Source organism: Microbacterium helvum, assembly GCF_014779795.1.
In the GTDB taxonomy this organism is placed as follows: Bacteria; Actinomycetota; Actinomycetes; order Actinomycetales; family Microbacteriaceae; genus Microbacterium; species Microbacterium helvum.
Genome location: NZ_JACXZS010000004.1, coordinates 1 through 18210, shown reverse-complemented (window position 1 = coordinate 18210; position 18210 = coordinate 1). Strand labels below are relative to the sequence as shown.

The following is an 18210-nucleotide window of genomic DNA, read 5'->3' as shown; positions in this document are numbered from 1 at the left end:
CGATCCGAACGGAGACTCCCATGGCCACCGAAGAGACCCTCGTCCTCGTCAAGCCCGACGGCGTCGCGCGCGGCCTCACCGGCGCGATCCTCGCCCGCATCGAGGCGAAGGGGTACTCCCTCGTCGACATCCGTCTGGTCGAGCCCGACCGCGAGACTCTCGAGCGTCACTACGCCGAGCACGAAGGCAAGCCGTTCTACGAGCCGCTGCTCGAGTTCATGATGTCGGGCCCGTCGGTCGCGATCCGCCTGGCGGGCAACCGCGTGATCGAGGGCTTCCGCTCGCTCGCGGGCACCACCGATCCCACGACGGCAGCACCGGGGACGATCCGCGGCGATCTCGGTCGCGACTGGGGACTGAAGGTCCAGCAGAACCTGGTGCACGGCTCGGACAGCCCCGAGTCGGCCGCGCGGGAGCTCGACATCTGGTTCTGAGCCTGCGCGAAGGGGCGGGGCGCATTCGGAAGAATGCGCCCCGCCCCTTCGTATATCGCGGCGACCGGCGTCAGAACAGCGTGGCCAGGATGTTGAGGTGCAGCTGAGCCGCCCCGAAGATGATCACGTAGCCCGCGATCACGATGAGCGGCACCCAGCCCGCGATGGCGTCGCCGAAGCGTCGCAGCGCGTCGCCGGCGAGACCCGCGCGGAGGTTCCGCACCGTGACCATGAGGAACATCGGGATCGTCACGAGGTACACGAGCGAGCACCACGGGCACAGCGTGCCGATGTCGAAGATGCTCTGGAACGCCAGCCAGTAGACGAACGAGATCGCGAACAGCAGGCCCGCGTTGAAGATCCACCAGAACCAGGCCGCGAAGCGCGCTCGCGCGATGAGCGCGAAGCCCACGACCACGGGCGCGGGGAAGGTCATGAGCCCCAGGATCGGGTTGGGGAAGCCGAAGACGCTGCCCTGCCATGAGTCGATGTTCTTGCCGCAGTTGACCACGGAGTTCACGTTGCAGCTGAGCGCCGCGTCCGGATTCTTCAGCAGGTTGATGTCGTCCATCGTCAGCGCGAACGACGCCAGCAGGCCCAGCAGACCGCCCACGATCAGCACGATGGCGAGAGCGTAGGGCGTCCGCGCCTCCGGGCGCTCGGCGGGGGTAGTCACCATGCTCGGATTATGGCATCGACGCCTTGGCGGACGCTTCGCAGGGCGCCGTGGGAAAGCTCTGCGAAATGCGCGGCGCGGCGCGAATGGGCATTCTGCCGGGGGAAGTGCGATAATAGGCGTCGATGACGAGCGGCCGCGCCGCACCGATCATCACCAGAAGACTTCAGGGCGACGAATGCCCTTGGCAGCGCGAGCATCCGCCTAGCGCCGGACCTCCGCTGCAGACCGAGTGAGTTCGCGGCACCGCCCCGCCAGAGGGCACGGGCGGCGCCGCACGAGATTTCGCCGGGCGACGCGCGGTGTCGTCCCGCTAGGAGTACGCCAGTGATGGCTGATGGAACCGATGCAGAATTCACCCCTCAGACCGACTCGGACGCTCCGCTAGACGCGGACGCCGCGTCGCAGGCGCCCGCTGAGGCGGCGCCCGCCGATGAGACGGTCGCCGAGACGGACGCGGTGGATGCCGCACCGCAGCAAGACGCGGAGGCGTCTGCCGAAGAGGCACCCGTCGAGGGGGAGCCGGACCCTGTCGCGCCCGAGGCCGGGCCTGACGCGCCCGAAGCCGCGGACGACGCGCCCGCCGCCGCGGACGACGCGCCCGAGGCGGCGGCCGCGCCCGAAGGCGACGCCGCGGCCGACTCTGCGTCGATCGAGGCCGACGCCGCTCCGACCGACGCGGCCCCGACCGAGGCCGAAGGCCCCGCGACCGCGGTGAGCCTGGGCCTGCTGCCCGAGGTCTTCGTGTCGGCGGTGTCGACGGACCTCCACTTCTACGCGCCTGCGATCACGCTGCTGCCGGCCCGCCCTGGTCGCGAGCCGCAGCCCGAGCCGGAAGCGGCCACGTCGAGCACCTCGCGTCGGCGCAACCGCCGTCGCGGGGGAGAAGGCCGTGACGAGGCATCCACCTCCGCCGAGCCGTCGCAGCCGCGCCAGCGCGCCGTCGAGCTCATCACCGAGCCGCAGCGCATCAAGGGCTCCACGCGGCTGGAGGCGAAGAAGCAGCGCCGCCGCGACGGTCGCGAGGCTGGCCGCCGCCGCGCCGTCGTGACCGAGGCCGAGTTCCTCGCGCGCCGAGAGGCCGTCGACCGCGACATGATCGTCCGTTCGCGCAACGGCCGCATCCAGATCGCCGTGCTCGAAGACAACGTGCTGGTCGAGCACTACGTCGCCCGCAACCAGGACGCGTCGCTCATCGGCAACGTGTACCTCGGCCGCGTGCAGAACGTCCTGCCGAGCATGGAGGCGGCGTTCGTCGACATCGGCCGAGGCCGCAACGCGGTGCTGTACTCGGGTGAAGTGGATTGGGATGCCGTCGAGACGGGCAACCAGCCGCGTCGCATCGAGCTCGCGCTCAAGACCGGCGACCGCGTTCTCGTGCAGGTCACGAAGGACCCGGTGGGACACAAGGGTGCCCGCCTGACCAGCCAGATCTCGCTCCCGGGCCGCTACCTCGTGTACGTGCCGGGCGGCAACATGAACGGCATCTCGCGCAAGCTCCCCGACACCGAGCGTGCGCGCCTGAAGAAGATCCTCAAGGAGGTGCTCCCTGAGTCGTCGGGCGTCATCGTGCGCACCGCCGCCGAGGGCGCCACCGAGGATCAGCTCACCCGCGACGTGCAGCGCCTCACCAACCAGTGGGAGCACATCTCCAAGCAGGTCGAGACGATCCAGGCCCCCGCGCTTCTGCACTCCGAGCCCGACCTGCTCGTGAAGATCGTCCGCGACGTCTTCAACGAGGACTTCTCGAAGATGCTGATCCAGGGCGAGGACGCGCACCACACGATCACGAAGTACCTGGAGTCCGTGGCTCCCGACCTGCTGGAGCGCGTCGAGCGCTTCGAGGGCGACCATGACCCGTTCGACGAGTTCCGTGTCACCGAGCAGATCGAGAAGGCGCTGGACCGCAAGGTCTGGCTGCCGTCGGGCGGGTCGCTCGTCATCGATCGCACCGAGGCGATGACCGTCGTCGACGTCAACACCGGCAAGTTCGTGGGCTCCGGCGGCAACCTCGAAGAGACCGTCACCAAGAACAACCTCGAGGCGGCCGAAGAGATCGTGCGGCAGCTGCGCCTGCGCGACATCGGCGGCATCATCGTCGTCGACTTCATCGACATGGTGCTGGAGTCCAACCGCGACCTCGTGCTGCGACGTCTGGTCGAGTGCCTGAGCCGCGACCGCACCAAGCACCAGGTCGCCGAGGTGACCTCGCTCGGCCTCGTGCAGATGACCCGCAAGAAGCTCGGTCTCGGCCTGCTCGAGACCTTCAGCGAGCCGTGCGAGGTGTGCGCGGGCCGTGGCCTCATCGTCCACCACGACCCGGTCGTCAAGCACCGTGCGCCCGGCGCAGGCGCCGCGCCGTCCGGCGGCGGACGCCGCTCGCGCGGCGGGAGCGGCAGCAGCACGCCGCCGGCCTCGAACGGCTCGACAGGCACTCATGTCATCACCGAGGGCATGAAGTCCGCCCTCGCCCAGATCGCGGCATCCACCATCCATCACACCGACGAGGCGCCGGCTGCCGCGGCGGTGGAGGAGGTCCCTGTCGAGCGGCCGAAGAAGCAGCGCAAGAAGCGCTCGGACTCCGGTGCGAAGCAGCCCGCGGCGAAGAAGGAGTCGAAGACCGAGAAGGACATGCTCCTGGACTCGGTGCTCAACGCTCTGCCCGAGCCGAAGGCGCCCGGTCAGGGTCGCTCGCGTCGTCGCGTGACGACGGCGGCGCTCACCGGCACGCCGGTGCCGCACACTCCCGCCGAGGACTGATCGCACAGAGCATTGTCGCCTCGGGTTCCCGGTCGCTAATCTTGGCGACGGGGACCTGGGGAGGCGCCGTGGCGCGCTATGTGTTCGTGACGTGGGATGGCGGCGGCAACCGCATGCCGACCATCGCGATCGCGCGCGCCCTCCTGCGGCGCGGCCACGAGGTTCGCGTGCTCGGTCACGACTCGCAGGCCGACGCCTACCGCGGCGCAGGGCTGGACTTCACGGCGTACGCCAGCGCGCCGGGGTTCGTTCTCGACTCGGGTCCGCGGGGCCTGCTGCGCCTCGTCTTCGACCGCGGCATGGCCGAAGACACCCTCGCTCTGCTGGTCGAGCACCCGGCCGACGTCGTGGTCGTGGACTGCCTGCTGGTGAGTGTGCTCGACGCGCTGGACCGGATGGGCCGCCGCTACGCGGTCCTGGAGCACACGCTGCACGACTTCCTCGCGTCGGGCATGCGCGCACTGGCGGCGATCGGCTGGACCCGCGGTGTGAAGGTCGGCGCGGCGCGGGCGCACGCGATGCCGATCGTGGTGGCCTCCGTCCCGGCTCTGGTCGCCCCCTTCGCCCCGCAGCCGGCGCTGTCGGCGCACCCGGGGACCGTCGTCTATGCCGGGTCGATGTCTGCCGCGGTGGCCGCGAACCCCACCGAGCCGACGGTGGTGCTCAGCCTGAGCACGTTCCGCTTCCCCGATCTCGTGGTGACGTGGCAGCGGGTCCTCGACGCGGCCGACGGGCTGGACGCCCATGTCGTCGCCACGCTCGGTCCGGCCGTCTCGCCCGACGAGCTGCGCATTCCGCACGACATCGAGGTGAGGAAGTGGATGCCGCACCACGAGCTGTTCCCGTCCGCCTCGCTCGTCGTCGGCCACGGCGGGCACGGCACGACGCTCGCCGCGCTCGCGCACGGGGTCCCGGTGCTGACGCTGCCGCTGGACGGTGCGTCCGACCAGCCCCGCGTCGGGCGCGCGATCGCGCGCGCAGGGGTCGGCGCGACGATGTCCCGGCGCTCGGAGCCCGACGCGATCCGGTCGGCGATCCTGGCACTGCTCGCCGATCGCGCCGTGCACGAGCGGGCGGAGAGGCTGGGGCATGCCGTGCGCACCCTGGACGGTCCGGCACGCGCGGCCGAGGTGCTGGAGATGTCCGCGGCCGCGTGAGCCGGGGTCAGCGCCGGTCCCGGGCGCGCACCCGCAGTCCTGAGGCGATGAGCCGGCGCACCAGCTCGTGCCCGTCCACGTGCACCGCTCCCGCGGCGATCAGCCGGGCGTGCGCCTCTTCGGGGACGTCGTAGTGGTCGAGGTCGAAACCCCGCGCGGGGATCCCGTTCGCCGCCGCGAACTCATGCAGCTCGGTGATCGACGCGTCGCTGACGAGGTGCGCCCACAGCCGGCCGTGCGCGGGCCAGCGGGGGTCGTCGATCAGGATCGTCACGTCCAGATACTATTCATGGGATGCGGCGACGCAGTGATACAGCGACACGGGGCCGCATGCTTTCGCGGAGCCTTCGGGCATCTGGTAAAGTAGACCCTTGGTGCGTCGAGATATCCGCACCAAGTCTTTGTTGACGTCCTGAGCGCGTGCGCGTGCTCCCAGAAGAAACAGGTGTGAAGTGGTTTACGCAGTTGTGCGCGCCGGCGGCCGGCAGGAGAAGGTCGAGGTCGGCACGATCGTCGTTCTCGACCGCCAGGCCGCGAAGGTCGGCGACAAGATCGAGCTCCCCGCGGTGCTCTTCGTCGACGGCGACGCCGTGACGACCGATGCCGAGAAGCTCGCGAAGGTCACCGTGACCGCCGAGGTGCTCGGTGAAGAGCGCGGTCCGAAGATCGTGATCCAGAAGTTCAAGAACAAGACCGGCTACAAGAAGCGCCAGGGGCACCGTCAGGACCTCACGCGCGTCAAGGTCACCGGCATCAAGTAAGCCACAGGAGACGCAGAGATGGCACACAAAAAGGGCGCAAGCTCCACCCGCAACGGTCGTGACTCCAACGCTCAGCGCCTCGGCGTGAAGCGCTTCGGCGGCCAGGCCGTCAACGCCGGCGAGATCCTCGTCCGCCAGCGTGGCACCCACTTCCACCCCGGCGCCAACGTCGGCCGCGGTGGCGACGACACCCTGTTCGCGCTGGCCGCGGGCTCGGTCGAGTTCGGCCACAAGGGCGGCCGCAAGGTCGTCAACATCGTGGCGGCGGCGGAGTAATCCACCGGGTTTCACACTTCGAGGAGGGGGCGGGCTTCGGCTCGCCCCTTCCCTTTACTCTGGGGAGCACCCAGGCCTGAGGGGGACCGCATGGTCACGTTCGTCGATCGCGTGACGCTGCATCTGAGCGCCGGCAAGGGCGGCAACGGCTGCGTGTCGGTCAAGCGCGAGAAGTTCAAGCCGCTCGCCGGCCCCGACGGCGGCAACGGCGGTCACGGCGGCGATGTCGTCCTCGTGGCCGACCCGCAGGTCACGACCCTCCTCTCCTACCACCACTCGCCGCACCGCTCCGCGGGCAACGGCGGCTTCGGCATGGGCGACCACCGCTCCGGGGCGGCCGGCGAGTCGCTCGAGCTGCCGGTGCCGGTGGGCACGGTGGTGAAGGACGCGTCCGGCGAGACCCTCGTCGACATGATCGAGCCCGGCATGCGCTTCGTCGCCGCGCCGGGCGGTCTCGGCGGTCTCGGCAACGCCGCGCTCGCGACGCCGAAGCGCAAGGCGCCCGGCTTCGCGCTCCTCGGCACCCCCGGTTGGACGGGCGACGTCCTGCTCGAGCTGAAGACCGTCGCCGACGTCGCTCTGGTGGGCTACCCGTCTGCCGGCAAGTCGAGCCTCATCGCGGCGATCTCGGCCGCCCGGCCCAAGATCGCGGACTACCCGTTCACGACGCTCCATCCGAACCTCGGCGTGGTGCAGGCCGGCGACGTGCGGTTCACCGTCGCCGATGTTCCCGGCCTCATCGAGGGCGCGAGCGAGGGCAAGGGACTCGGTCTGGAGTTCCTGCGCCACGTCGAGCGCTGCACGGCTCTCGTGCACGTGCTCGACTGCGCGACGCTCGAGCCCGGCCGCGACCCGCTGAGCGACCTCGATGTGATCCTCGCCGAGCTCGCCGCGTATCCGGTTCCCGACGGGCAGCTCCCGCTGCTCGAACGGCCGCAGCTGGTGGCGCTGAACAAGGTCGACGTCCCCGAGGCCAAGGATCTCGCCGATCTGGTGCGTCCCGATCTCGAAGAGCGCGGCTTCCGTGTCTTCGAGATCTCGACGGTCAGCCACGAAGGCCTGCGACAGCTCACCTTCGCCCTCGGCGACATCGTGTCCACCCACCGGGTGGAGCAGGCCGCAGCTCCGGCCCCCGAGCGCGTCGTGATCCGCCCCAAGGGCGCCGACAAGGAGTTCAGCATCCGCGTCGAGGGCGGGACGTACGGCAACGTGTACCGCATCCTCGGCGACAAGCCGCTCAGATGGGTGCAGCAGACCGACTTCCAGAACGAGGAGGCCGTGGGCTATCTCGGCGACAGGCTGGAGAAGCTGGGCGTCGAGAACGAGCTGTACCGCGCCGGCGCCGTCCCCGGAGCGACCGTCGTCATCGGCGAGGGCGACGGCATCGTCTTCGACTGGGAGCCGTCGGTCTCGTCGACGGCCGAGCTCATGACGGCGCCGCGCGGCACCGACCCGCGCCTGCTCCGCAGCACGCGCCGCACGACGTCCGAACGCCGCGACATGTACCACGACATGATGGACGCGAAGGCCGAGGCGCGCGCCGAGCTCGAGGCCGAACGACTCGCCGAGCGCGGTCCGAATCCGTGGGACGACGAGGACGACGAGTGAGCGCCCTCGAACGCGCAGACATCGCCACCGCCCGGCGCGTGGTCGTCAAGGTGGGCTCCTCGTCGATCAGCGGCGACAACGCACACAAGATCCGTCCGCTCGTCGACGCGCTGGCCGCAGCGCACGGGCGCGGCGTCGAAGTCGTGCTGGTGTCGTCCGGCGCGATCGCGACGGGCATGCCGTTCCTCCTGCTCGACGAGCGCCCGAGCGACCTCGCCACACAACAGGCCGCCGCGGCGGTGGGTCAGAACATCCTGATCTACCGTTATCAGGAAGCGCTGCGACCCTTCCGGATCGTGGCCGGGCAGGTGCTGCTCACCGCCGGCGACCTCGAGAACGCGACGCACCGAGAGAACGCGCGACGGGCGATGGAGCGGCTGCTGGGCCTGCGCATCCTGCCGGTCGTCAACGAGAACGACACCGTCGCCACGCACGAGATCCGCTTCGGCGACAACGACCGGCTCGCGGCCCTCGTCGCACAGCTGATCGGAGCCGACGCGCTCGTGCTCCTGAGCGATATCGAATGCCTGTACACGCGTCCGCCGGACGAGCCCGGCGCTGTGCCCATCCCGCGCGTCGCCTACGGCGACGACCTCGACGGGTTCGAGTTCGGCTCCGTCGTCGTGAACAGCGTCGGCACCGGGGGAGCGGCGACCAAGGTCTCGGCGGCGCGCCTGGCCGCGGCATCCGGCATCGGCGTCCTCGTGACCAGCGCCGATCTCGTCGGCGAGGCGCTCGCGGGCGACGACATCGGCACCTGGTTCGAGGCGAACCCGGCGCCCGCCGCGTCGCCGGTCACCGGTGCCGTCCGCGTCGGCTGACAAGAGGTTCGGTCGCCCTAAACTGGACGGATGACCACCACCGCCACCACGGCCCGGGAACGGATGCTCCTCGCCAAGGACGCCGCGCGCAGCATCGGACTGCTCGCCGACGACGCGAAGCGCGATGCACTGCTCGCGATCGCGGAGGCGATCGAAGCGGCGTCGTCAGACATCGTGGCGGCGAACCTCGAGGACCTGCGGCGCGGCACCGAGAACGGTCTGTCCACGGCGCTGCAGGACCGGCTGCGACTCGACGAGCCGCGTGTCGCAGCATTGGCGGCCGCTGTGCGTGACATCGCCGCACTCCCCGACCCGGTCGGACGCGTCCTCGACGAGCGCACGCTCGCAAACGGCGTGTCTCTGACCAAGGTGGCCGTCCCCTTCGGCGTGGTGGGATCGATCTACGAGGCACGCCCGAATGTCACGGTCGACATCGCCGCGCTCGCGCTGCGCTCGGGGAACGCCGTCGTGCTGCGAGGCGGCACGGCCGCCGAGCTGACCAACGCCGCACTGGTGCGCGCGATGCGCGGCGCGCTGGCCGACCTCGGGCACGACCCTGAGGCCATCCAGACCGTCGACGAGTTCGGCCGCGAAGGTGCGCGCGAGCTCATGCACGCTCGCGGCATCGTCGACGTGCTCGTGCCGCGTGGCAGCGCTCAGCTGATCGAGACCGTCGTCACCGAGTCGTCGGTGCCCGTGATCGAGACCGGCGCGGGCGTCGTCCACATCGTGCTCGATGAGAGCGCGCCGCTGGACTGGGCCCGCGACATCGTGGTGAACGCCAAGACGCAGCGCCCCAGCGTATGCAATGCCGTGGAGACGGTGCTCGTGCACCGCGACGCCGCCGCGCGACTCGTCGGCCCGGTGGTCGAAGCCCTGCAGCGCAGCGGAGTGACCGTGCACGGCGACCCCACCGTCGCCGAGCTCGCCGCCGACGTCACGCCGGCCACCGACGAGGACTGGGCGACCGAGTATCTCAGCCTCGACCTCGCTATGCGCGTCGTGGACGATCTCGACGAGGCCCTCGAGCACATCCGTCGCTACTCCACGCACCACACCGAATCGATCGTGACGAAGGATGCCGCCAACGAGGCCCGCTTCCTCGCCGAGGTCGATTCAGCCGTGGTGATGGCAAACACGTCGACGCGGTTCACCGACGGCGGCGAGTTCGGCTTCGGCGCCGAGGTGGGCATCTCGACGCAGAAGCTGCATGCGCGGGGACCGATGGGGCTCGCCGAGCTGACCAGCTCGAAGTGGCTGGCGCGCGGCGCCGGACAAGTCCGCGCCTGACGGAATACACTGGATCAGTCCCGCGCCCTTGAGGGCGAACCCGAAACGGAGCCCGAATGACACTCGCCACGATCATCGCCATCGCCGCCGAAGAGGCGGAGCACACCGGCAACGTCGCCCTCGAGACCGTCGGCTACGGCATCGTGGCGATCCTCGTGTTCGCCGCGCTGGCTCTGGTGACGCTGTCGTACCGCAACGTGGCCAACCGCCACGCGCACAAGGCGGAGGCGTACGCCAAGGCCCACGCGAACGACGTGCAGCGAGCGGGGCACGGCCACTGAGGCAGCACCGCATGGTCGGTACCGGGGCCTCGAGGATCGGGGTCATGGGTGGGACGTTCGACCCCATCCACCACGGTCACCTCGTCGCCGCGAGCGAGGTCGCCCAGTGGTTCGACCTCGATGAGGTCGTCTTCGTTCCCACGGGCGAACCGTGGCAGAAGGCGGACGTCTCGCCCAGCGAGCACCGGTATCTCATGACCGTCATCGCGACGGCATCCAATCCTCGCTTCACGGTCAGCCGCGTCGACATCGACCGCGACGGCCCCACCTACACCATCGACACGCTCCGCGATCTGAAGGCCCAGCGCCCAGACGCGGAGCTCTTCTTCATCACTGGGGCAGATGCCATAGCGCAAATTCTCAGTTGGAGAGACCATGATGAGTTGTGGGACCTCGCCCACTTCGTCGCTGTGTCTCGCCCCGGACACGTGCTGAGCACGGACGGCCTGCCCAGCGACGACGTCAGTCAGCTCGAGATCCCCGCCCTCGCCATCTCGTCGACGGACTGCCGCGACCGGGTCCAGCGAGGACACCCGGTGTGGTACCTCGTGCCCGACGGGGTCGTCCAATACATTGCGAAGCATCATCTCTACCGGAGCAAGGAATGAGTACACCCGAGCAACCGGCATCGCCCGCCCTCACCCGCAAGCAGATCCGCGAGCTGCGGAACACGGGTGCGACTCCCGTGATCACCGAAGCGCCGGTCGCCGACGAGGCGCCTGAGGCTCCTGTGTCCGCCGTCCCGGCGGCGCCCGTGCCGACGCCGCCCCCCGCCGTCGTGCCCGTCAGCGCTGCGCCGTTCCCGCGCCCCGCCGAACCCGCCGTCGTGCCCCCGGCACCCGTCGCCGACTCCGCCGTCGACCTGGGCGTTTCGCCGCTCACGCGTCGTCAGGCCCGCCAGCAGGAACGCATCCGGACCGCCTCGGTGCCGGTCATCACCCCCGAGGTCATCGCCGCGCACGCCGCGGCGACCGGCGCACCCGCGTTCGCCTTCTCGCCGTCCCCCGCACCGCCGACGGACCAGCCGCAGTTCGCGGAGCCGGCACCTGTCTCCGCCGCGACGCCGACGCCCTCCCTGTTCGTCGAGTCCGACGACTCCGAAGAGGTCAGCACGGACAGCGGGATGCATGCGCTGTTCGGTCTGCCGCGCGACACCGAGGCGAAGGATGCTGCCTCTGTCGCTCCCGCGGCCGCAGCTCCCGCAGCCGCACCCGCACCCGCCCCCGTCGCCGCGGCCCCGAGCGCTCCGCAGGTCTCGTGGATCCAGCCGCTCGCCGACGATGCCGCTGTGGATTCCTTCGACCAGGCGCTCGCCGGCGTCGAGAGCCCGATCGCCGAGGAGTCCAAGGCCGTCGTGAGCCCTCTGCTGGGCGCCGGCCTGCTCGAGGCCGATGCCCACGCGGTCCCTGAACCGGCTCCCGAGCCCGAGCGCGAGCCCGCGGCGGAGTTCCCGCCGTCGTTCGATCAGCTGCTCTCGCGTTCCACCGGCGCGATCGGGCTGCCGAGTGCGCTGATCGTCGCGCAGGCGCCCGAGGTGTCACCGCTGGTCGCCCCGGTCACCGCGACCGGCGAAGTCATCGTGACCGGCACGTTCAACCTTCCCGAGGGGCTGGGTTCCACCGGCCACGCGAAGGGCACCGCGGACGGCAAGGAGATCGACGCGACGCTGGTCGACGGCGAGCTTCCGGTCCACTCGTCGCCCACACCGATCGCCGCCAGCGCCGCGGTGAGCACTGTCAAGATGCCCGGCGAGGTCATCAAGCCGCCGGCGCCCGAGAAGGGCGGCAAGCTCATGATGTCGCTCGCCGTGACTGCGGGCGTGCTCGCCCTCGCCCTGGTGGGCGTCCTCATCCTCGCCTTCGTGACGGGAGTCTTCTCATGACCGCGACCCCTCAGTCGCTCGATATGCTCCAGATCGCGGCGACCGCCGCGGACGCGAAGGGCGGCGAGGATCTCATCGCCCTCGACGTGTCCGAGCCGTTGCCGCTGGTCGACATCTTCCTGCTGGTGACGGGGCGCAATGAGCGCAACGTCGCCGCCATCGCGGACGAGATCGAGGACAAGCTGCTCGAGGCGGGCCACAAGCGCCTGCGCCGAGAGGGACGCCAGGAATCCCGCTGGGTGCTGATCGACTTCGGCGACCTCGTCGTGCACGTGTTCCACGAGCAGGAGCGCGTGTACTACGGGCTGGAGCGCCTGTGGAAGGACTGCCCCGTCGTCCCCGTCCAGCTGCCGGCGCGCGCGGGCGCCGAGGAGTGACCGTGGTTCGGAGCACCCCTCGGAGTGTTGTAAGCTAGACGAGTTGCCCCGCGAGAGCGGGGGAACGGTCAGGGCCTGTGGCGCAGCTGGTAGCGCACCTGCATGGCATGCAGGGGGTCAGGGGTTCGAGTCCCCTCAGGTCCACCAAAACTCCCGGTAAAGCACCGAAACTTCACTCCCCGATAAGGGAGCTTGAATGTTTGGTAGTCGTTTACTGGACACTTCGCCGAGTAGTCACGGGGCGCTTTCGAGCCTCCTAGAACTATCTGGAAGGTACGCGGTGACGCCCGCGCACCTTCGCTGTATGGACAGCAGCGGCACCTCAGAGTCGGGACTCGGCAACTTCGTCTCGCTGGCCGAACTTGCCGCCGAGCTGAAGGTTTCCGTTCAGACGATCTACGACCTCCGAAGCAAGGGGCGCGGGCCGCATGGATTCCGTGTGGGCACCCAGTTGAGGTTTCGCAAGACCGAGATCGACGCGTGGGTCGAGCGCATGGAACAGGCCGATGAGCAGCGCCACAATGGCGGCGCGTTGTGAACGGCGGACGGCCGCGCACCCTGATCGGCTCGTACGGCACCATCAGCGTCACGAGGCGCGGCGGGTCGTACGTGGCGCTGGCGCGTATTCGCGACGCCGACGGGCGACTGCGCAGAGTCACCGGTGCTGCGCGCACCGAATCGGCGGCTCGAGCCCGTTTGAAGGAGCGCCTCCTCGACAGGCCCGGGTTTGGAGCCGGCGGTCTCCTCGACCTCAGCAGCTCCTTCCGAGACCTCGCAGATCTCTGGCTCGAGGACCTGGAGCTGCGCGAGCTGTCGGACGGGACGAAGAAGAACTATCGCGACGATCTCCGGCTCCGAGTGAGGCCACAGTTCGAGCACTTCTCGCTCGGCGAGATCACCACGGGTCGCGTGGAGTGGTTCCTCAGATCGGAGAGCGCAGTGTCCTTCTCTCGCGCGCACCACTCGCGAACCGTCCTCAACCAGCTCTTCGCTTTTGCGCTCCGACACGATGCGATCCCGCGGAATCCCGTTCAGGGGACGAGTCCGTTGCGGAGACCGAAGGGCGAGCGACAGGCGCTGAACATCGAGCAGATTCGTGCAATCCGCGACGCCGCCAGTCGCTGGCGCACCGGTCCGGACGTCAAGGGACCCAAGCCCGACGGTCAGGTGCGCGACATCATCGAAGTGCTCCTCGGCACCGCGCTGCGCATCGGCGAGTGCCTGGCTCTTCGCGTAGGCGATGTCGACGACGGTCCTGGCGGTATGACGATCTCCGTGACAGGAACCGTCGTCCTGCGCACCGGCAGCGGCGCGGTCAGGCAGGACCACCCCAAGACCGAGCACTCCATCCGCCGCATCGCCGTACCCGACTTCGCAGCTGCCGTGCTGCGCGCACGGCTCGCCGGCATCCCGACCAGCGACCCGCAACGGACGATCTTCGCAAATCGCGCGGGCAAGCCTCTCAGCCCGTTCAACGTTCGACGGACCTTCCGCGCGTTCCTCGAGCTGGCAGATCTCGCGGGGGAGGGGATCACACTTCGCTGGTATCGCCGAACTGGCGCGACGGTCATCGCGCGCGGGTCGAGCGCCGATGCCGCCGCCACCTTCCTCGGCCACGGCTCGACCGCGATCACCGAAGGGCACTACATCGAGCCCGACCGCACCGTGGATCGGGCGCCGGCAGGAATTCTCGAGCGGACCCTGCGCCGCGAGAGCCCCGATGCTTCGCTTCTTTCGAACGATGATGGCGTGGCCGAGTTCCCCGCTCTCGACTTCCTTGATCACGAAGACATCGAAGCGGCGTAGGGCTTCTCGGCCTATCGCTCCCGTTCGTCCGTGCCACAGGTGGCGATCGGTCCGCCGTTGGGGCCGTGGCTGCGTAGGAACTCGGCGTGCACTCGCTCACACGCGAAGCGGAGGGTTGTTGACCAGCCAATGAGCTCGCCGCGGAAGCTGACGCGATACCGGAGGACGGTGGCGCTCACACGACGCAGCTCAATGCGTTCCGTAAACGCGGTCGAACGCGTCCACCAAGCTCCACGTGCCCGTCGGACCTTCCTGCGCTGCAAGAAGCGGGTGCCACCGGCTCCGTTCGGCCACAAGCGTCCTCCCTCCGGCCGAACACGGATGAGCGCAGAACGGGTCCCAGACATCACCGACCGGCTCGTGGGCGCGGCACACGCACCTTTCCGCCATGAGCGATCGTGAGCGCGTTGACGCTGTCCTGGAGCACGTGGCTGTGCTCGCGTTTCTGTACTACCCCGGCATCGAGGCACATGATCCGGGCTACAGCCTCGCCGAGGACATCGAATGATGTCTCGTACGGCTCGGTGACGTGTCCGACGCCGAACGCGAACGGATGAGCGGGCTCTTCGCGCGAGCGATTACCGACCCGACGGCGACGCGTGAGGAATTGTTCACGGCGCTCGCGGAGCTCGACGGCGTGCTCGCGGCGGATGGCCATGAGTGACGCGCAATCGCGCGATGACGAGCGTGCGGCGCGGCTCGCCGCGCAGCGCAAGGCATGGAACGACGCGCACCCGACGTACTACGCCGAGTACCGTGACCGAAACCGTGAGGAGATCCGCCGCAAGAACCGCGAGTACATGCGCGGTCAGGCTCAGCGCAAGCGCGACGAGACGGAGCGGCGTCAGAAGGGGATCGAGCGCGCGAAGGCGTGGGCGAAGGAGCACCCAGAGGAGCGTCAGCAAGCACGTGAACGGTACAAGCAGAAGCATCCTGGGGCGTACAAGCAGGCTCAGCGTGACTACTACTACCGGAACCGTGACTCGATTGCGGAGCGCCGGCGTGCTCGGGAGGCTGCTGACCCGGACAAGGCGAACGAGGCTCGTCGGCGCGCGGTCGACCGTGCCCGGGAGGTCGGCCGCGATTCGACTTGGTCGCCCACTCCAGATCAGCGGGCGACGTATCGCGAACGCGAAAACGAAGCGAGGCGCCAGGCACGTCGTCGCGCGCGGGCCGGGCTTCCAGAACGCCAGTTGCACCGCGTGCACGCGCCGGAGCGGCGCCACAACGACGCCGTGGCCGACGCCTTCTTCGCGCGGAAACGTACGGGTGAGGACGTCGCTCGTATCCGTGCTCAGGACCAGCCGACTCCTCCCGGCCTGGTCCAGGCTCTTCAGGAGCGTTCGGAGAACCGTCGTGTGGTGCGCGAGATCCTCGCGATCGCCGACGAGTACTTCGCCGAGCATGAGGTCGAGTTGCGGGCGCGGGTCGCTGAGGTCTCGCGCGCGCGTTTCCGGGGCGGGATGCTGCCCCTCGACGTGTACACGGAGCCGCGCCGTCACGCGCTTGAGTTCGCGAGTCGTGGCTACCGCCGTGCAAGCGTCGCGTCCCCGACATCGTCGCTGACGGTCTTCCGCTGGCTGACGACGGATCGGGCCAGTCGCGGGCCCGATCTTTCGCTCTGATCGATCCCTATGCGGGCATTGCGCGCAACCGGGGCCGTTGCGCGCTGTCGGTGTGGATGATCGATCCGATCCGAAGCGGAGGAAGCCTGTCAGACTGACGCGATGACGGTGGGACTGACCGCGCGGACTGGCGCTCGGATGCTTCTCGGCGGGTTTCTCGTCTACATGGGGCTTGCGCACCTGTTCTGGGCGAGGCGAGGCTTCCAGATCGCCGTCCCGGACTGGGCCACTCGTCCATCTGGCCTCGACAAGGACGCGATCGTCGTGGCCTCAGGCGTTGTCGAGATCATGCTCGGCGGGGCGCTGATCGCACTTCCGCGTGAGCGGCGCACCGTCGGGGCGCTGACGGCGGCGTTCTTCGTCGCGGTGTTCCCGGGAAACGTGCACCATTGGCGAACAGGACGCTCGGCGCCGCTGCTGCGCACTGATCGGGCCCGTTTCAACAGGCTGTTCTCCAGCCGATCCTCATCGGGTGGGCGCTGTGGTCCGCGGGGCCATGGTCGCAAGCGACGACTGCGGCGCTACGTCCGCGCGGGCCCAGGCGCAGGCGAAGCTGACCAACACCACCACGTCGTCACGATCCGCAAACGAGCATTGCGCACTAAGGGGACCGTGACGGGGTTGCGCGATGGAGGGTGTCTGCTCGCTCGGAGTCGGTCAGACGTTCGCGGGGTCGGGTGCGGGCGCGAAGAATTCGCGGAGAGCCTGGGGGTCCCAGCAGTAGTTGCGGACGGCGCTGACTCGTCCGTCGGCGATGGTGACGAGTTGGATGTACTCGTTTGTGAGGGGACGCCCGTCGCGGGTTCCGGAGGTCGCGGCCACGATCGCGACGCGGTGATCGCTGGCGAGCATGTCGACGATCTCGAGCCGGTAGTCCTCGACGACGGGCTCGCCTTCGAAGAGGTGGGCGATCACGTCGTCCGGGCCGGTGTACGCGCCCCCGTCGCCTTGATAAGCCGGCTCCCGCCACTCCACGTCAGCAGAGAGGCGGTCACGGACACCGTCGATGTCACCCTGCATGAATGCCCCGTACAGCTGCTGCACGATTTCGATGTTCGACGCCATGTCTCCTCCTCAGGTAAACTTAACGATGTTAGGTTGTCGTTCATGGATGATCCTGTCAAGAGCGCCGACCGCAGTCCGCGGGCCAAGCGAGAGTGGCATCGCGGGATCACTCGCGACAGCGTGGCGAACGCCGCCGTTGCGCTGCTCGATCGCGAGGGACGCAAGGCTCTGACGATGCGCAGGCTGGCACAGGACCTCGATGTGACAGCTGCGTCCCTCTACTTCCACGTCGCGGGCAAGGACGACCTGATCGAACTGGTCGTCGAACGCGTTCTCGACGGGGTGCGGTTACCGCCGTCTCCGGACCTGGTGGCCGCATTCGTCGCGTACCGGCGGGCGCTGCTCGACCACTCAGAGGCCGCCTTGCTCATCCTGGAGTTTCCACGACTCACCCAGGCGAGCGCGCGTCTCACCGAGAGATCTCTCACGTTGCTCACGGACAGTGGGATGCCGCTGAGGGAGGCGACCGACCGGCACGTCACCGCGGTCGCCTACATGCTCGGATGGGTGTTGCAAGAACTCATGCCGCGGAAGATCGCGCCGGGGCTTGCCATCGACTCGCCCCTCGTCAGGGAGGCGATGTCCGACCTCGGACGACGAGAAACGGAAGACCGATTCGTCATCGGACTGCGCCTCATCCTCGGAACCTGAACGGTTCCGCCAGACGACTATGAGCCGCGGTGACTGACATACCCAGGCGAGCCTCCGGCCGGGATCCCCATCCGGGCAATGCCCGAAGCGGAGCGCCACGAGCGCGGCAGCGTTGCGCGCTTGCATCCATTGCTGACCTCGCCGGGTAATGGGAGACTGTGCGCACTGTCTGGGAGGAACGTGATGTCGCCCTGGTATGAGTCAGTTCAGGAAACGCTTAATCAATTGACGTTTCCTCAGACCGGCTATCCGAACCTCTACCTGAATCAGAAGCGCCTCGGGGATCGGTTCCTCGGCAAGCTAGGTGCGATCGATACCTTCAGCAAGTCCGTAGAGACGACTGGCGGAGCCAATGCCAAGCTCAAGGCGGTGGTTGCCGAGGCCACCCTTGAGTCTGCCCGTGGCAGGCACGCCACGATCAACTGGAACCTTTCCGACTCGCTCGCCCAGGCGCTAGTACTCCGGGCCTATCTTGAATCTGCCGGCGAGTTACGCACGGAGCCCCGTGCGGCCATGATGATGGACTTCGTTCTCGTGGGTGGCCCCGGTGAGTATTTGGAGTCGTGAGCGCCACTGATTATTGCGGTTGAGCGCCAGTCGATATTCACTCTCGGGGCCACCGGTATTGCCGGTGAGCGCCACTCCCGTGGGCGCGACGCTCACCGGCCCGAGTTCAGCCGGCCGCGGCGGTGTGTTCGCGCATGTTGACCTCGCCGGTCTCGATCCAGAGGGTGTTGTGG

Annotated in this window: 21 protein-coding genes, 1 tRNA gene and 1 pseudogene; 20 read left to right on the top strand and 3 right to left on the bottom strand. The window is 68.9% G+C overall.

Annotated elements, in window-relative coordinates; all coding sequences use genetic code 11:
- Positions 1-20: 20 nt before the first annotated feature.
- Positions 21-434, top strand: coding sequence for a nucleoside-diphosphate kinase (gene ndk, locus IF188_RS07055; protein WP_191171093.1), 414 nt, complete (start codon positions 21-23; stop codon positions 432-434).
- A 70-nt stretch (positions 435-504) separates the two neighbouring features.
- Here ndk and IF188_RS07050 read toward each other — a convergent pair whose 3' ends face one another.
- Positions 505-1113, bottom strand: a complete 609-nt coding sequence (locus IF188_RS07050; protein ID WP_191171092.1) for a vitamin K epoxide reductase family protein — start codon at positions 1111-1113, stop codon at positions 505-507.
- A 327-nt stretch (positions 1114-1440) separates the two neighbouring features.
- Between IF188_RS07050 and IF188_RS07045 the strand changes: the two genes are divergently transcribed.
- On the top strand, positions 1441-3870 hold the full coding sequence (locus IF188_RS07045; protein ID WP_191171091.1) for an Rne/Rng family ribonuclease: 2430 nt from the start codon (positions 1441-1443) through the stop codon (positions 3868-3870).
- Positions 3871-3938: 68 nt separating this feature from the next.
- Entirely contained in the window at positions 3939-5027 is a 1089-nt protein-coding gene (locus IF188_RS20515; protein WP_191171090.1) for a glycosyltransferase, read from the top strand.
- Between the two features lie 7 nt (positions 5028-5034).
- Here the strand turns inward: IF188_RS20515 and IF188_RS07035 are convergent, their stop codons facing one another.
- Positions 5035-5301, bottom strand: coding sequence for a DUF4031 domain-containing protein (locus IF188_RS07035; protein WP_191171089.1), 267 nt, complete (start codon positions 5299-5301; stop codon positions 5035-5037).
- A gap of 178 nt (positions 5302-5479) precedes the next feature.
- Between IF188_RS07035 and rplU the strand changes: the two genes are divergently transcribed.
- The 15 genes and pseudogenes from rplU to IF188_RS20115 all read left to right on the top strand — a co-directional run bounded on the left by rplU (position 5480) and on the right by IF188_RS20115 (position 16311).
- Complete coding sequence (rplU, locus tag IF188_RS07030) at positions 5480-5788, top strand: 50S ribosomal protein L21 (protein WP_026305464.1); 309 nt, start codon at positions 5480-5482, stop codon at positions 5786-5788.
- 18 nt (positions 5789-5806) lie between these two features.
- Positions 5807-6064, top strand: a complete 258-nt coding sequence (gene rpmA, locus IF188_RS07025) for a 50S ribosomal protein L27 (protein ID WP_191171088.1) — start codon at positions 5807-5809, stop codon at positions 6062-6064.
- A gap of 90 nt (positions 6065-6154) precedes the next feature.
- Positions 6155-7672, top strand: coding sequence for a GTPase ObgE (gene obgE / locus IF188_RS07020; RefSeq protein WP_191171087.1), 1518 nt, complete (start codon positions 6155-6157; stop codon positions 7670-7672).
- The gene (gene proB, locus IF188_RS07015) at positions 7669-8493 is read left to right on the top strand and encodes a glutamate 5-kinase (protein ID WP_191171086.1); all 825 of its coding nucleotides are present in this window, start codon (positions 7669-7671) and stop codon (positions 8491-8493) included. Before obgE ends, proB begins: the two co-directional genes overlap by 4 nt.
- 30 nt (positions 8494-8523) lie before the next feature.
- Positions 8524-9783: a glutamate-5-semialdehyde dehydrogenase gene (locus IF188_RS07010; RefSeq protein ID WP_191171085.1), complete on the top strand. Its 1260-nt coding sequence runs from the start codon at positions 8524-8526 to the stop codon at positions 9781-9783.
- Between the two features lie 56 nt (positions 9784-9839).
- Positions 9840-10064, top strand: a complete 225-nt coding sequence (locus IF188_RS07005; protein ID WP_191171084.1) for a hypothetical protein — start codon at positions 9840-9842, stop codon at positions 10062-10064.
- A gap of 11 nt (positions 10065-10075) precedes the next feature.
- Positions 10076-10672: a nicotinate-nucleotide adenylyltransferase gene (nadD, locus tag IF188_RS07000; RefSeq protein ID WP_191171083.1), complete on the top strand. Its 597-nt coding sequence runs from the start codon at positions 10076-10078 to the stop codon at positions 10670-10672.
- Positions 10669-11946, top strand: a complete 1278-nt coding sequence (locus IF188_RS06995) for a hypothetical protein (protein ID WP_224751595.1) — start codon at positions 10669-10671, stop codon at positions 11944-11946. Before nadD ends, IF188_RS06995 begins: the two co-directional genes overlap by 4 nt.
- Positions 11943-12323, top strand: coding sequence for a ribosome silencing factor (gene rsfS, locus IF188_RS06990; protein WP_191171082.1), 381 nt, complete (start codon positions 11943-11945; stop codon positions 12321-12323). Before IF188_RS06995 ends, rsfS begins: the two co-directional genes overlap by 4 nt.
- 71 nt (positions 12324-12394) lie before the next feature.
- Positions 12395-12470 (top strand) — tRNA-Ala (locus IF188_RS06985).
- 157 nt (positions 12471-12627) lie between these two features.
- Entirely contained in the window at positions 12628-12861 is a 234-nt protein-coding gene (locus IF188_RS06980; protein ID WP_191171081.1) for a helix-turn-helix transcriptional regulator, read from the top strand.
- A 71-nt stretch (positions 12862-12932) separates the two neighbouring features.
- Positions 12933-14129 (top strand): site-specific integrase, encoded by a 1197-nt coding sequence (locus IF188_RS06975; RefSeq protein WP_191171080.1) that lies wholly within the window; start codon positions 12933-12935, stop codon positions 14127-14129.
- A gap of 529 nt (positions 14130-14658) precedes the next feature.
- Complete coding sequence (locus tag IF188_RS20355; RefSeq protein ID WP_263575370.1) at positions 14659-14793, top strand: hypothetical protein; 135 nt, start codon at positions 14659-14661, stop codon at positions 14791-14793.
- Positions 14786-15754: a hypothetical protein gene (locus IF188_RS06970; protein WP_191171079.1), complete on the top strand. Its 969-nt coding sequence runs from the start codon at positions 14786-14788 to the stop codon at positions 15752-15754. The genes IF188_RS20355 and IF188_RS06970 overlap by 8 nt, the downstream gene beginning before the upstream one ends.
- 102 nt (positions 15755-15856) lie before the next feature.
- Positions 15857-16311, top strand: a pseudogene (locus IF188_RS20115) (DoxX family protein).
- Between the two features lie 100 nt (positions 16312-16411).
- On the opposite strand, the gene IF188_RS06965 reads toward IF188_RS20115, so the two are convergent.
- Positions 16412-16819, bottom strand: coding sequence for a nuclear transport factor 2 family protein (locus tag IF188_RS06965; RefSeq protein ID WP_191171078.1), 408 nt, complete (start codon positions 16817-16819; stop codon positions 16412-16414).
- Between the two features lie 42 nt (positions 16820-16861).
- Here IF188_RS06965 and IF188_RS06960 point away from each other — a divergent pair, with 42 nt between their 5' ends.
- Together IF188_RS06960 and IF188_RS06955 are read left to right on the top strand one after the other, a co-directional pair.
- Positions 16862-17470: a TetR/AcrR family transcriptional regulator C-terminal domain-containing protein gene (locus tag IF188_RS06960; protein ID WP_191171077.1), complete on the top strand. Its 609-nt coding sequence runs from the start codon at positions 16862-16864 to the stop codon at positions 17468-17470.
- 78 nt (positions 17471-17548) lie between these two features.
- A complete protein-coding gene (locus IF188_RS06955; protein WP_191171076.1) occupies positions 17549-18037 on the top strand; it encodes a hypothetical protein in 489 nt (162 codons plus the stop codon).
- Positions 18038-18210 lie beyond the last annotated feature (173 nt).